This window comes from Nocardiopsis sp. SBT366, from assembly GCF_001083815.1.
Taxonomy (GTDB): Bacteria; Actinomycetota; Actinomycetes; order Streptosporangiales; family Streptosporangiaceae; genus Nocardiopsis; species Nocardiopsis prasina.
The window spans coordinates 31191-45223 of the sequence record NZ_LAVM01000028.1; the positions used below are offsets into that span (position 1 = coordinate 31191).

General features: G+C 70.5%; 13 protein-coding genes. 6 read left to right on the forward strand and 7 right to left on the reverse strand.

Features of this window, described 5'->3' with window-relative positions; genetic code table 11:
* The first annotated feature begins 107 nt into the window (after positions 1-107).
* From ADX84_RS10925 to ADX84_RS10945, 5 genes are all read left to right on the forward strand, one after another.
* Complete coding sequence (locus ADX84_RS10925; RefSeq protein WP_199776553.1) at positions 108-1229, forward strand: helix-turn-helix domain-containing protein; 1122 nt, start codon at positions 108-110, stop codon at positions 1227-1229.
* A gap of 196 nt (positions 1230-1425) precedes the next feature.
* A complete protein-coding gene (gene rimO / locus ADX84_RS10930; protein ID WP_049571621.1) occupies positions 1426-2859 on the forward strand; it encodes a 30S ribosomal protein S12 methylthiotransferase RimO in 1434 nt (477 codons plus the stop codon).
* Entirely contained in the window at positions 2856-3464 is a 609-nt protein-coding gene (pgsA, locus tag ADX84_RS10935; protein WP_049571624.1) for a CDP-diacylglycerol--glycerol-3-phosphate 3-phosphatidyltransferase, read from the forward strand. The genes rimO and pgsA overlap by 4 nt, the downstream gene beginning before the upstream one ends.
* Positions 3465-3468: 4 nt before the next feature.
* The gene (locus ADX84_RS10940; protein ID WP_049571627.1) at positions 3469-4005 is read left to right on the forward strand and encodes a CinA family protein; all 537 of its coding nucleotides are present in this window, start codon (positions 3469-3471) and stop codon (positions 4003-4005) included.
* 159 nt (positions 4006-4164) lie between these two features.
* Positions 4165-4521, forward strand: coding sequence for a helix-turn-helix domain-containing protein (locus tag ADX84_RS10945; protein WP_049571632.1), 357 nt, complete (start codon positions 4165-4167; stop codon positions 4519-4521).
* A 118-nt stretch (positions 4522-4639) separates the two neighbouring features.
* On the opposite strand, the gene ADX84_RS10950 is transcribed toward ADX84_RS10945, so the two are convergent.
* The 5 genes from ADX84_RS10950 to ADX84_RS10970 form a co-directional block, all read right to left on the reverse strand.
* A complete protein-coding gene (locus tag ADX84_RS10950) occupies positions 4640-5104 on the reverse strand; it encodes an Rrf2 family transcriptional regulator (protein WP_026129576.1) in 465 nt (154 codons plus the stop codon).
* Positions 5105-5345: 241 nt separating this feature from the next.
* On the reverse strand, positions 5346-6815 hold the full coding sequence (locus ADX84_RS10955; RefSeq protein WP_049571635.1) for a glycoside hydrolase family 3 protein: 1470 nt from the start codon (positions 6813-6815) through the stop codon (positions 5346-5348).
* Positions 6816-6904: 89 nt separating this feature from the next.
* Positions 6905-7879 (reverse strand): carbohydrate ABC transporter permease, encoded by a 975-nt coding sequence (locus ADX84_RS10960; RefSeq protein ID WP_049571638.1) that lies wholly within the window; start codon positions 7877-7879, stop codon positions 6905-6907.
* Positions 7876-8856: a carbohydrate ABC transporter permease gene (locus tag ADX84_RS10965; RefSeq protein WP_049571641.1), complete on the reverse strand. Its 981-nt coding sequence runs from the start codon at positions 8854-8856 to the stop codon at positions 7876-7878. The genes ADX84_RS10960 and ADX84_RS10965 overlap by 4 nt, the downstream gene beginning before the upstream one ends.
* A gap of 91 nt (positions 8857-8947) precedes the next feature.
* Positions 8948-10225, reverse strand: coding sequence for an extracellular solute-binding protein (locus tag ADX84_RS10970; protein ID WP_049571644.1), 1278 nt, complete (start codon positions 10223-10225; stop codon positions 8948-8950).
* Between the two features lie 258 nt (positions 10226-10483).
* Here ADX84_RS10970 and ADX84_RS10975 point away from each other — a divergent pair, with 258 nt between their 5' ends.
* Positions 10484-11698, forward strand: a complete 1215-nt coding sequence (locus tag ADX84_RS10975; protein ID WP_049571646.1) for an ROK family transcriptional regulator — start codon at positions 10484-10486, stop codon at positions 11696-11698.
* A 100-nt stretch (positions 11699-11798) separates the two neighbouring features.
* Here ADX84_RS10975 and ADX84_RS26305 read toward each other — a convergent pair whose 3' ends face one another.
* Together ADX84_RS26305 and ADX84_RS10985 are read right to left on the reverse strand one after the other, a co-directional pair.
* On the reverse strand, positions 11799-13445 hold the full coding sequence (locus ADX84_RS26305; protein WP_053107282.1) for a serine/threonine-protein kinase: 1647 nt from the start codon (positions 13443-13445) through the stop codon (positions 11799-11801).
* A 79-nt stretch (positions 13446-13524) separates the two neighbouring features.
* Positions 13525-14004 (reverse strand): GNAT family N-acetyltransferase, encoded by a 480-nt coding sequence (locus ADX84_RS10985; protein ID WP_049571651.1) that lies wholly within the window; start codon positions 14002-14004, stop codon positions 13525-13527.
* Positions 14005-14033: the final 29 nt, after the last annotated feature.

Consider the following 14033-nt stretch of genomic DNA (forward strand, 5'->3'; position numbering starts at 1 on the left):
ATTTGGCTCGTTCTTGAGGCCTTCATGGGGCGTGGTGACCTGCGTTGTCCGTGTCCTGGTAGCAGAGTGGGTAGACGTAGGCACAGACAGTCGCGGGGGGAGTGCGCATGGCGACGATCGGCCAAACCCTGTCCGCCGCACGAATCGCGGCGGGTTGCTCCTTGGAGAACCTGAGCACACGTACACGCATCCGTATGCAGGTCCTGAGAGGTATCGAGAACGAGGACTTCGTCCCCTGTGGTGGGGACTTCTATGCTCGCGGGCACATCCGGAGGATCTGCAAGCTCTTCGGCCTGGACCCCGAACCGCTCCTGGAGGAGTTCGAACGGGAACACGCCTCGCCTGAGAAGGCGGCCTTCATCCCCCTGCCCCGGCACCCGTCGGCACAGCCGAAGGCGACCAGGGTCGCCGCCGCCCAGGGGGGACGGGCCCACACCGGGACCGACGAACACGAGGCGCCCGAGAGCGCCCCGCGCAGTTTCGGGGACGAGGGAGCGGACCCGGAGCAGCGGGCGGAGAACTGGAACCACTTCGAACGCAACCAGCGCCTCGCCCGGCCGCCTCGGCGCAACCGGCCCAAGGGGGCGCCGGCCACGACCGGAGCCGTGCCGGAGCCGCGCCCGGCCGGCAGGCACAGCAGGCCGCAGAGCCCGCCTCCCGGACCCGGACCGGGAGCCACCCGTGCCAACAGGCCCCGGAGCGGTGTCAGCGGCACCCGGACACGCCGCGTGGAGGCCGTCCGGAGGCACTGGCCCTGGGCCGTGGTCGGACTCATCCTGATCGCCGCCGTGTTCGTGGGCGTGCGCACCTGGCAGGGCTGGGACGAGGGCAACCCCGTCCGGACCGCCTTCGAGTCGGCGCGGGCGAGCGGCGATGAGGGGGTCGACTCGGCGCTGCGACCGAACGACGCCCCGCCTGTTCCCGTCGAGCGCGCCGAGGCCGCCGAGGACACGGCACCCGTCGAGGCGGAGCCGGTCGAGTTCACGGTCTCCTTCTCTGCCGCCGAACGCAGCTGGATCGAGGTCAGCGAGGTCGACGGCGAGGCACTCTTCACCGGGTTCCTCCTTGAGGGAGAGGACCGGGAGTTCACCACCGAGGAGCCGCTGAACCTGTGGGTCGGCAACGCGGGCTCGGTCAGCGTGGCCGTGGACGGCGAGGACCACGGCCCCAGCGGACAGATCGGTGAGGTCCGGGAGGTCACCATCGGAGCCGAGGGCCTGGAGGACTGACGGGCGCCTCAACGGCGCGGCTCGGCACCACGGGAGACGAGGCCGGGGTACGGGCGGGTAGGTCAACCACGGTAGTGTGGGGGGCTGCGGGCGGCGACATTCGACGCCTTCGTGCGAGCACGACCCGACCGGTACCCCGGCCTTCGGCCGCGCCGCGCCCCGCAGTACCCGTAGCTCTCCCACACGCTTGGAAGCCATGTCATCGCGCCGTACTGTCTCACTCGTCACCCTGGGGTGTGCGCGTAACGAGGTCGACTCCGAAGAGCTCGCCGGACGCCTTGCCGCTGGCGGCTGGGACCTCGTCGACGACGACACCAAGGCCGACGTGACCGTCGTCAACACCTGCGGGTTCATCGACGCCGCCAAACAGGACTCGATCGAGACCCTGTTGGAGGCGGCCGAGGGCGGCGGGAAGGTCATCGCCGCGGGCTGCATGGCCGAGCGCTACGGTTCCGAGCTGGCGGAGGCCCTCCCCGAGGCCAACGTCATCGGGTTCGACGACTACGCGGCCATCACCGACCGGCTCGACGACGTCGTGGCAGGCCGCACACTGGTGCCGCACGACCCGCGCGACCGCCGCACCCTGCTGCCGATCAGCCCCTCCGAGCGCGACGCCTCCCAGGTCCACGTGCCCGGGCACGCCGCCTTCGCCGACGCCGAGGGCGCCGAGGGCACCGAGCTGCCCTACCGCGTCGCCACCCCGCGCCGCCGCCTCACCGGCGGCCCGGTCGCCAACCTCAAGATCGCCTCCGGCTGCGACAGGCGCTGCACCTTCTGCGCCATCCCCGCCTTCCGTGGCGCCTACATCTCCCGCCAGCCCGACGAGATCGTCCGCGAGGCCGAGTGGCTGGCCAGCGAGGGCGTGCGCGAGGTCTTCCTCGTCAGCGAGAACTCCACGTCCTACGGCAAGGACCTGGGTGACGTGCGGGCGCTGGAGAAGCTGCTGCCGCGCCTGGCCGCCGTGGAGGGCCTGGAGCGGGTCCGGGTCAGCTACCTCCAGCCGGCCGAGGTCCGCCCCGGCCTGGTGGACGTGCTCACCAACACCCCCGGTGTGGTGCCCTACTTCGACCTCTCCTTCCAGCACGCCAGCGGCCCGCTCCTGCGCCGCATGCGTCGCTTCGGCGACCGCGAGCGCTTCCTGGAACTGCTGGAGACCGCCCGCAAGGGCGCCCCGGAGGCCGGTGCGCGCTCCAACTTCATCGTCGGCTTCCCCGGCGAGACGGAGGAGGAGTTCCAGGAGCTGGTGGCCTTCCTCAGCGAGGCCCGCCTGGACGCCATCGGCGTCTTCGGCTACTCCGACGAGGACGGCACCGAGGCCCTGAACCACGAGGGGAAGGTGGCCGAGGAGGTCGTCCAGGAGCGCGTGGACACCCTCAACCGTCTGGCCGAGGAGCTCATGGTCCAGCGGGCCGAGGAGCGGATCGGCACCGAGGTGACCGTCCTGGTGGAGACCGTCCTGGAGGACGGCGCCTACGAGGGCCGCGCCGAGCACCAGGCCCCCGAGGTCGACGGCAGTACCATCCTCTACGGCGAGGGCCTGGCCGTCGGCGACCTCGTGCGCGCCACCGTCATCCAGTCGATGGGGGCCGACCTCGTCGCGGAGCAGGACGGGGAAGCCGCCGACAGATGAGCACCAACGACCCCGCGGCCTCGCCCGCCCCCCAAGCTCCACTGTGGAACATCGCGAACATCCTCACGATGAGCCGCCTGGTCATGGTGCCGGTCTTCGTCTGGTTCATGTTCCTGGACGGGCTCGGCTGGCAGCTCGCCGCTTTCGCCGTCTTCGTGATCGCCGCCATCACCGACCGCGTCGACGGTGAGCTGGCCCGACGCCGGAACCTCGTCACCGACTTCGGCAAGATCGCCGACCCCATCGCGGACAAGGCCCTGACCGGAGCCGCGCTGATCGTGCTCTCCATCCAGGGCGACCTGTGGTGGTGGGTCACCATCGCCATCCTGCTGCGCGAGTGGGGGATCACCGCCCTGCGCTTCGCGGTGCTGCGCTACGGCGTCATGCCCGCAAGCAGCGGAGGCAAGCTCAAGACCGTCCTCCAGATCGTGGCGATCAGCATCTACCTGTTCCCGCTGCAACTGCTGCCCTTCACCGACGTGTTCACCTGGATCGCGCACGGAGTCATGGCGGCCGCCCTTGCCGTCACGCTCTGGACCGGCCTGACCTACGTGGCCGACGCCGTCCGCCTCGTGCGCGCCAAGGGCGCGAGCGGCGGGGAGTAGGGCCGTGGACCCGGCGGGGGAGGAGACCACGATCGGGGGAGAGGCGCTGGAGGCCGCACGTGCCGCCCACCACGCCCTTCTGGAGGCCGGGGCCACCGTCGGCACCGGCGAGTCCCTCACCGGCGGGCTGATCGGCGCCCACCTGACCGCCGTCCCCGGCGCCTCCGCCACTTACCGGGGCGGGGCCGTCACCTACGCCACGGACACCAAGGCGTCCGTTCTGGGGGTCCCCGAGGACCTCCTGGCCGAGCACGGGGCCGTCCACCCCGACGTCGCCGTCCACATGGCCCGCGGGGCACGCCGCCTCACCGGAGCCGACTACGGGCTCGCCGTCACCGGCGTGGCCGGGCCCGAGCCGCAGGACGGACAGCCCGTGGGGACCGTCTACGCGGCGGTCGCGGGACCAGGCTCACACACCCGGGTTCTCCGGTTCAGTTTCACCGGGGATCGTTCGGGTATCCGCCTTGACACGGTCGCGGGTGCGCTGAGGCTCCTGCGGACCGCCGTTCGCGGGGACGTGACGGGAGACACCCGGGCCTGATCCCTCCGGCTGGTCCACCTCCCCCCGGGGTAGGGGAACAAAACCACCCCCGGGCATGGTTCCCCCTCCAGCGAACAGGACGGCAAGAGGTGCCCGAATTGGGCGTGGGGCAGGTACGGTGTTGTATATGAAGGTCGTTACCGGTGGGAGGGAGCGCGAATGATGGTCCTGCTTCGTCACCTACTTGGTGACGTGCTCAGGCGGCTGCGTCAGCGCCAGGGTCGCACCCTCCGTGAGGTGTCGGCCGATGCACGGGTCTCCCTCGGATATCTGTCCGAGGTCGAACGGGGACAGAAGGAAGCCTCTTCCGAGCTGCTTTCCTCGATCTGTGGGGCCCTCGGGGTCCCGCTCTCACAGGTCCTCAGGGAGGTCTCCGACCAGCTGGCCCTGGCCGAGCTCCAGGAGGCCGCACTGCTGGGCGACGCGGTCACCACCGACCCCGTTCCCGCGCAGGACCTCGGCATCGCGACCGTACCGGATCGTGTTCCCCAGGTCGCCGACATGGCCGGTGTGTGACACCCGGCCCCACGCGCTCACACCAGCGCGGACCGTAGTCCGCGTTCAGGAAGCCGGTCACCCCTCGGGGTGACCGGCTTCCTGTGTGCTGGGCGGCGCCCCAGGCGGGGCGTTTCCGTCACCTGTGGGTGTGGTTGACCCAGGACTCGGGGTCCTCGGCCAGCACGCGCACCTGTTCGGGAAGTTCGTTGGTGACCAGGTGCTGGAGGTTGACCCCCTCCAGAATGGAGCGCTCACTGGCGCGCAGGGCGATCCACACCTGTTGCAGGCTGCGGGCGGCCCCGTCGTAGTCGACGTGCTCGGGGCGTTCCCCGCGTACGTTGGCGAGCGGTCCGTCGACCGCCCGGATGATGTCGGCGAGGGAGATCTCCGCCGCTGGTCGGGCGAGCCAGTAGCCGCCAACGGGGCCCCGTTGGCTGCGTACCAGACCGGCACGCCGTAGCTGGGTGAGGATGTTCTCTAGGAATTTTCCGGGGATGGCCTGCGCGCGTGCGAGCTGCTCGGCCGTCACCGGACCGTCGCTGGCGACAGCGAGCTCTGCGGCCGCGCGAAGCGCGTAGTCGACCCGGGCTGAAAGGCGCATGCTGTGATTATGCCGTGGTTAGAAGGGCGAATGGGGCACCGGGCGCCGACGAGTGTTGCCGACGGCCGGGATGCTACACGCCAAGGGTACTTCTCCTACCGGCTTTCGAGGACATGGGTGATGTTCGCCATCGTGTCGGAACCGGAGAAGACCCTCGGCCCGGTCCCTGGAGGAGCGGTGGGGACCGGGCCGAGGCCGAGCGTACTGGGTGGGGCCCTGGGAGGGGTGGTGGACGGTCGTCCTACCCGGCGGCCTCCAGCGCACCAGTGGAGCCCAGGAGCTCGGCGGCGCTGAGCCCGTTGACGTGGGCGGCGCCGTAGGTGCTCACGTAGGCGCTGCAGTCGGGGCGCCAGATGGGCAGGCCCATCTCCACCACCACGGCCTTCGGGCGGGCGCTGAGCAGGGCGTTGACGAACGCCTGGGCGGTCGGGTACCGGTGGGCGTCGCGCACCACGACGACCAGGTCCCGGTCGGAGGCGGCGGCCAGCACGGCGGCGGGCTCGTCGGCCTCGGGTGTGACCCGGACGGTGTCGCTGAACCACGGGCCCAGGCCCCACGGCACGTCGCCGACGGCCACACCGGCGGGGGCGTCCACTTCGACCACGTAGGGGTTCTCCAGCGGCGGGATGTCGCCGTCCACACGGGTGGCGCGACGGGCCCCGGTCAGACCGACCCGCTCGGTGTCCCCGGAGTCCGCGCGGTTCTCCGCCGAACTCCTGATCCACTGGCGCAGTCGGGCGTTGCGGTCCGCAGCCTCCTCCAAACGCTCGCCGGACAGGCGTCCGTCCCCGACGGCCTCGACCAGCGCCGTGCGGACCTGCGCGACCTGGTCGGCGTACACGAACCGGCCCAGGCACAGGAGGTCGCACCCGGCGGCCACGGCGAGCACGCTGGCCTCGGGGATACCGATCTCACCGCTGACCCCGCGCATGTCCATGGCGTCGCTGACCACGACCCCGTCGAACCCGAGTTCGCCGCGCAGCAGGTCGTTGAGCACGGCCTGGTTGAGGGTGGCGGGGCCGTCGCCGCCGCCCAGACCGGGCAGCTCGATGTGCGCGGTCAGGATGGAGCGGACACCGGCGTCGATGGCGGCCCGGAACGGCAGCAGTTCGCGACGGTGCAGCAGGGCCGCGTCGGCCTCCACACGGGGCAGGGTGTGGTGCGAGTCCTGGGAGGTGGCGCCGTGGCCGGGGAAGTGCTTGGCGCACGCGGCCACCCCGGCCTCCTGGAGGCCCCGCACGGAGGCGGCGGCGTGGCGGGCGACCAGCTCGGCGTCGGCCCCGAAGGAACGGGTGCCGATCACCGGGTTGTCGTCGGCGACGTTGACGTCCACCGAGGGGGCCAGGTCCAGGTTGAAGCCCAGGCCGGAGAGCTGCTGGCCCAGCGCGCGCAGGGTGGCCCGGGTGAGGTCGGGGTCGTCCACCGCGCCCAGGGCGGCGTTGCCGGGGTAGTCGCTGCCCCGGGCCTGGCCGATGCGGGTGACGTCACCGCCCTCCTCGTCCAGGGAGATCAGCGGGGTGTCCGTGGCCTCGCACAGGCTCGCGTTGAGGGCGGTGACCTGCTCGGGGCTCTCCAGGTTGTTGTGGAAGAGACAGACGCCGGAGATCCCGTCCGCCAGCCCGTCCAGGATCCATCGGGGGGCATGGAGGGACTCGAAGGGCACCAGCAGCGTGGCGTTGGCCAGACGCTCCAGGGTCGGGTCGTGCGGCATGACGAACTCCGTTCGGTGAGCAAGGGTGCCCATGGGAGGGCAGACGCGTAGCGGGGATGGTGTGGTGTGACGGCGGTGGTGTCGGGCGGTCAGCCCTTGACAGCCCCCATGGTCAGGCCGGAGACCATGCGGCGCTGGACGAAGAGGAAGAAGATCATCACCGGGATGGTCAGCAGTGTCGAGGCGGCCATGATCGGACCCCACTCCGTGCCGAATCGGCCGAAGTAGTACGAGAGGGTCAGCGGCAGCGTGTAGTTGTCCGTGCTCCGGCCGAGGAAGGTCAGGGCGACGATGAACTCGTTCCACGCCGTGATGAACGCGAAGATGCTGGCGGCGACCAGACCGGGTGCGACGAGCGGCATGAGGATGCGCCAGAAGATGGTCCAGCCGCTGGCGCCGTCGATGGCCGCGGCCTCCTCCAGCTCCTTGGGGACCGCGGCGACGAAGCCCCGCAGCATCAGGATGGTGATCGGCAGGGACACCGCGGTGTAGACGATCAGCAGCCCGGAGAGGTTGCCGAGCAGTTGCAGGCCGGTGGCTTCCGAGAGCGACCGGAAGTTGATGAAGATCGAGATGATCATCGCTTCCATCGGCACCATCTGGATGACGATGAGCAGCATGATGAAGGCGGAGCGGAGCTTGAACCGGAACCTGGCGACGGCCACCGCCGCCAGCAGGGAGAACAGGGCCCCCATGGTCACGGCGCCGAGGGTGACCAGGAGGCTGTTGGCGAGGAAGGTCCCGAAGCTCACCCCGGGGATCAGCTGGCCGTTGATCACCCGGTCGAAGTGGTCGAGCGTGGGCGCCTGGGGGAACAGCCGCTGGTCCCGCGTGAAGATCTCGCCGGTCGGCTTGAAGGCCGTCGAGACCATCCAGTAGACGGGGAAGACCGAGAACACGAAGACGGCGATCCCGGCCAGGTACAGGGGGAGGTCGCGCAGGCGGCGCAGCGGGCTGCGGCGGTGGACGCGCCGCGGGCTCCCGGGGCCGTTGGAACCACCGGACGAGGAGCCGTGGGTGGCGGCGGCGGTCGTGGTCCGGACTGTCTTGTCGACGGCGGTCATCGGGTCTCCCCCTGGCGGATCATGATGCGCAGGTAGTACGCGGTGACGGCGAGGATCATGACGGTCATGACCACCGCGATGGCGGAACCCATGCCGTAGTTGGCCGGGCTGGCGCTGAACCCCTGCTGGTAGATGTAGTAGGAGAGCAGGTAGACGTCCTTGTTCTGGAAGCTGTTCGCCAGGATGTACAGCTGCGTGAACACGCGCAGGTCCCAGATGATCTGGAGGACCAGCAGCAGCGCGAACAGCGGCCGGAGCATCGGGAAGGTGACGTTCCAGAACGACTTCCAGGCGTTCGCGCCGTCCATCCGGGCGGCTTCGTAGAGCTCGGACGGGATGCTCTTGAGCCCCGCGAGCACCGACACCGCGACGAACGGGAACGACTGCCAGACGATCACCATGATGAGGATGCTGAACAGCGAGAGCGGTTCGAGGAACCAGTTGTACTGGAGCCATCCGTCGCCGACCAGCCAGTTCGGGAGGCGGTCGAGGACGACGTTGACCAGGCCGCGCTCGGGCAGGAACAGCCACCGGAAGACCAGCGACGCGCTCAGAGCCGGTGTGGACCAGGCGAGCATCATGCCGATGGCCACGAAGGTGGAGAACCACTTGGGCAGCTTGTGCAGCAGGATGCCGATGAGCGTCCCCAGCACCATGGTGATGCCGACCATCAGGACGCAGACGACGACCGTGTTGCGCAGGATCGACCAGAACGAGGGGTCGGTGAGCAGGCTCTGGTAGTGAGCGAAGTTGTTCCACTCCGGACCCGGCTGGTTGGGCATCAGGTTGCGGGTGGTGAAACTCGTGAACGAGTACCAGACCATCTGCACGATCGGCCAGAGCAGGACGACCGCGAGCAGGATCACCGACGGGATGATGAGCAGGTACGGGATGGGCTTCGGCCGCCTGGTTCGGGCGGGGGCCTGACCTACGGCGTCGTCCGGTTCGGCTGACGCTTTGTCGACGGTTCTCGGCATCGGCTTCTCAATCGGGGCGGGTTCGACCGTGGGGGGCGGGCGCGGGCGCCGCGCCCACCCCCCACGGCTGTGCACAGAAGGGAGGGGCTTCCTACTCGACCGGCTCGTTGAGGATCGTGGTCAGCTGCTCGTTGGCGCCTTCCAGGACCTCCTCGGGGTCGCCGCCCCGAACGATGTCGAGCACGGCGCCGGGCAGGATCTTGTTGTCCAGGTCGGCGGCGTTCCAGCGCGGGGTGCTGGGGAAGAAGCGCGTGTTCTGCATGCTGGTGGCCGCGGCCGAGCGGGCGGGGTCGTTCTGGTACTCGTCCGCCTCGAGCAGCTCCGGGTAGGCCGGGAAGAAGCCCGCGACGTCGGCGTAGGCCTTGCCGCCCTCCTGGTCACCCAGGACGCCGAGCAGGTCGAAGGCCTCGTCCGGGTACGAGGTGAGACCGAAGACGGTCAGGGCCGAACCGCCCGCGAAGACCGGGGCGATGCCGTCGGCGCCGGGGATCGGGGCGGAGGCGATGTTGTCCAGGACCTCGGGGTCCTCGGCCTGCTCCTCCATGGAGCCCAGCGCCCAGCCGCCGTCGATGTACATGCCGAGCTGGCTGTTGGCGATGTCGGCCAGCGCGACCAGCTCGGTCTCACCGACGTAGCTCTGCGGGGAGATACCGTCCGTGGTGAGACCGGCGTAGAACTCGACGGCCTCGACGGTGGCGGGGTCGGTGAGCCTGCCGGTCCACTCCTCGCCGTCCTGCTCGGCGATCTCACCGCCGTTGCCCCAGATGAAGCTCGCGATGCCGTTGGTGAAGTCGGTGGGCGCGGCGAAACCGGGGACGTCGTACTCCTCCTCGATGGCCTCGGAGACCTCGATCAGCTCGTCCCAGGTCTCGGGGGCCTCGTGGCCGATCTCCTGGAGCCAGTCGGCGCGGTAGTACAGGGTGCGCACACCGGAGAACCACGGGATGCCGTACTGGACGCCGTTGTAGGTGCCGTACTCCAGGGCCTCCTGGTCCATGTCGGCGGCGGGGGCCCACTCGTCGACGTGGCCGCCGATGTCGAGCAGGGCGCCCTGGGACGCCCAGTTGGAGACCTGGTCGTTGCCGACCTCGAGGACGTCGGGAGCGTCACCGCCCGCGATGGCGTTGGTGATCGACTCCTGGGCGTCGCCCCACGGGATGAACTCGACGTTGACGGAGGTGTCCGGGTACTGCTCCTGGAAACGGCTCTCCGCCTCCTCGAAGTAGGCGACCAGCTCGTCCTGGGAGGTGCCCATGACCCACACGGTCAGGGAATCGGGGGTCTCGCCGGAAGAGTTGCCGTCGCCACTGCCGCAGGCGGCCGCGAGCATCACCACGGCCGAGGCCAGAGCGATCTTGGGGAACCTCATGTGAACGTATCTCCCTTCGCACGTCGCCGGGGCTCGGCGCCTGTGCTCGAAACGACCTGGGATCATGAACGGACCCGGGCGCCTCGACGTCTCTTATGGGGGGTGTGCTGGGACAGCACTGGTTGTGGCCGCCCCGCCGGCGCGGGTACCGGTGGCCCGAACACTGCCTCGGACCTGCCGGGACGTGACCTCCTGTGAGGTTGTCAGCTAAATTAACAGGAAACTTTCCTAATAAAAACAGGGTGAGGTGTCACGGTTATGTCTCAACGTCCGGGGACTCCCCGGCTGCTGCGCCAGCTCAACGATCGCGCGGCACTGGAACTCCTCTTGTCCGGCGGTCCGCTCACGAGGACCCAACTCGGAACGAGGACGGGCCTGTCCAAGGTGACTGCGTCCCAGCTTCTCTCCCGCCTGGAGGAACGCGACCTCGTCCGGGTCGTCGGCAGCCAGGCCGGGGGCAGGGGGCCCAACGCGGCCCTCTACGCGGTCGTTCCGGAGAGCGCCTACGTGGCGGCCCTCGACGTCAGCGCGGGGCGGGTCACCGCCACGATCGCCGACATCACCGGCCGGATCATCAGTGACGTCACGGTCGACCCCAGTGCCTCCGACGACCCCGTCGCCCTGGTGCACACCGCGGTGATGAGGTTGGCCGAGACCGCGGAGGTCCCACTCGACAAGGTCCGCGCGTGTGTGATCGGCACTCCCGGCGTGGTCGATCCGCGCACCGGCGACATCCGCTTCTCCTTCGACCTCATGTCCTGGCACGAGGGGGTCCTGGAGGCCCTGCGCACCGACCTCAAGCGCTCGGTCATGCTGGAGAACGACGTGAACCTGGCCGCGCTGGCCGAGTACTCCGAGGGCGCGGCCGAGGGCGTGGACGAGTTCGTGCTGATCTGGCTCAGCGCGGCTGGCGGGGTCGGCATGTCCACGATGATCGACGGCCGCATCCTCCGGGGCCGCTCCGGAGGCGCGGGGGAGATCGGCTACCTGCCGGTGCCCGGCGCCCCCATGCCGGTCGACGTCGGTCTGTCCGGAGGGTACGACTCGCTTGCGGCCCAAGGCGACCGGGAGCTGCCGCACGGCTTCCAGGCGCTGGTCAAGGCCAAGCAGGTGGTCCAGCTCGCCGCCGAGCACGGTATCCCCGGTGACGACGTCACCGAGGTCGTGGCGGCAGCTTCGGGCAGCGACACTCCCGAGAGCGATGCCTTCCTCGACGCCTTCGCCGACAGGCTGGCCCGGGGCGTGGCGGCGGTGAGCGTGATCATCGACCCGGGGCTGGTGGTCCTGGGCGGCGACGTCGCCAAGGCGGGCGGCCCCAGGCTCGCCGAGCGGGTCCAGGCGGCCACCGCCCGGATAGCGCCCAACGTCACCGAGGTGGCCATGGGCACCGTCGAGGGCAGTCCGGTGGTGCGGGGCGCCCTCCTGCACGCTCTGGAGCGCGCCCGCGACGAGGTCTTCTCCTCCACGGTCTGAATCCCGTCACCCGTCCGCGCGCCCCGGCACCCTCACCCGCCGGGGCGCGCGGACGCGCCGCGCCAGCGGTGCCAGCCCCGGGAGCGACGGCCCCCGGGTGTCAGTCCTGGTCGGTGTCGGGCCCGAAGGAGTCGATCACCGCCTGGAACTCGTCCTGGTGGTCGCCACGGAGGTCCGCCGGGAAGTTGAAGCTGATCCGGTAGGCGATCCCCCGGTTGTCGTCGCTGATCTCGCGGGTGAACATCCACCGCTCCGGGGAGTCACGTTCCTCGTGACGGAACAGCACCTCGTAGACGGCGCTCCGGACGCCGGCCCCCAGCTCCTCGGTCTCCAACCGCTGCTGTCGGACGTCGCTGAACTCCTCGTCCTCCTGGAGCAGCTCCTCCATCCGCACCATGGAGCCCTCGGCGTCGCGGACCAGGAAGTCGTATTCGGTGGCGATGACCGTGGCGGTCGCGTCCTCCTCCCCGATCTCCAGCTCGTAGGACGAGAGGCGGGTGGCCGACTCGCCGCCGCCCTGGAAGTCCCCGTCGCGCACCACCCAGTCCTGCGGCATGACGAGTTCGACCACGCCGTCGCTGAGGCGGGCGAAACCCTCGGGAGCGTCGTCGGAGAGGTGGTCGGGGGCGTCGTCGGACGCGGAGTCCGAGGGGGCGTCGCTCGGCTCGGGTGCCGGTTCCTCCGGGGACGCGCTCCCCGCCTCGGGGCCGTACCCGTCGTTCAGCAGAGCCGGGAGGGTGAGAACACCCATCACCAGCAGGGCCGCGAGCGCGGCGGCGCCGATCCACAGCGGAGCACGGGAACGCCGTGGGCGGGCCACCGGGGGAGTCGGAGACGGAACTGGCGGCGCCTGGCGCACGGGGGGCGTATGGGGGCCGGAAGCGTGCGAGTCGAGCAGCGCCAACGCCTGCTCCGGGAGCAGTCGTCGCCGGGGGTCCCGCACCAACAGCCCGTTCACCACGGCGGCCAGCGGGCCACGGGCGGGCACCTGCGGGACGGGCTGCGTGAGCACCGCGGTGAGGGTCGAGGTGAGCGTGTCCCGCTTGAACGGGGAATCCCCGGCCAGCGCCGCGAACAGGGTGGCGCCCAGGCTCCACAGGTCCGAGACCGCGCTGGTCTCGTCGTCCTCCAGCCGTTCGGGGGCCGCGTAGGCGGCCGTGCCGAGGATCGTCCCGGTACCGGTCAGGGCCGTTCCCTCGTGGTCGGGCAGGTTGGCGATGCCGAAGTCGGTCAGGACCGGTCGGGCGCCGCCCTCGCTCAGCATGATGTTGGCGGGCTTGACGTCGCGGTGGATCACCCCGGCCCGGTGGGCGGCCCACAGGGCGCCCAGCAGGGGACGGGCGATCCGCTCGACCTCCGCCTCGGGCAGGGGACCCGCGCGCCTGAGCCGCTCCCGCAGCGACTCACCGTCCAGCAGCTCCATGACGATGTAGGTGACCCCGCCCTCGTCCAGGACGTCGTGCACGGTCACCACCGAGGGGTGGGAGACACGAGCCGCCGCCTGGGCCTCGCGCACCATCCGGGCGCGGGCGCGCTCACGCTCACGCGGGGGCATGTCGTGGGGGAGGTGGACCTCCTTGACCGCGACCTCCCGGTTCAGCCCGGTGTCGTGGGCGCGCCACACCGTGCCCATGGCCCCGCTGCCCAGTTCCCCCAGGAACGTGTAACGACCGACCGACCCGCGCGGGGAGGGTTGGTTGAGGTTCGCGGTGGGGCCCGAGGGGTCCGGGGGATCGGTGGGGTGCATGGACCCATTCTCTCAAAACCGCGAAGCGGGACGAATACGAAGGGTGCCGTCCCGGGGGCGGTCGCGGACCCGCCGCCCGTCAGCCGTCCCCGAGCGGCCGCACCATCGCGATCCTGGGGCGGACCGTGATCCCCGCCCGCTCCTCGGCCTGCCACTGTCGCTCCAGATCGGGACCCCACCCGGCTTGTGGCAGCTCCTCGAAGCCCCGGCGCTCGTACCAGGGGCCGTTCCAGGGCAGGTCCCGGAAGGTGGTGAGGGTGACCCGTGTGTGCCCGTCCTCCCGCGCGCGGGTGCAGACGGTCTCCAGGAGCGCCCCTCCGATCCCGCGCCGACCGTGGTCGGGGTGGACGGCGAGCTGTTCGAGGTGGACGGCGTCGTCCAGGGTGACCGTGGCGGCCAGGCCACACACGCCCTGGTCGGTGACGGCCACCAGGACCCGCTCCACGTGGTCGAGCATCTCCCTGGGGTCGTCCGGCGGGAGGTCGAGCCCGGCCTCGGCGAACAGTGTGTCCGCTGCCAGGGACACCTCCACCAGGGCGTCGGTGTCCTCGGGGCCCATGGGACGGATGACGAGTGGCAAGGCCACCT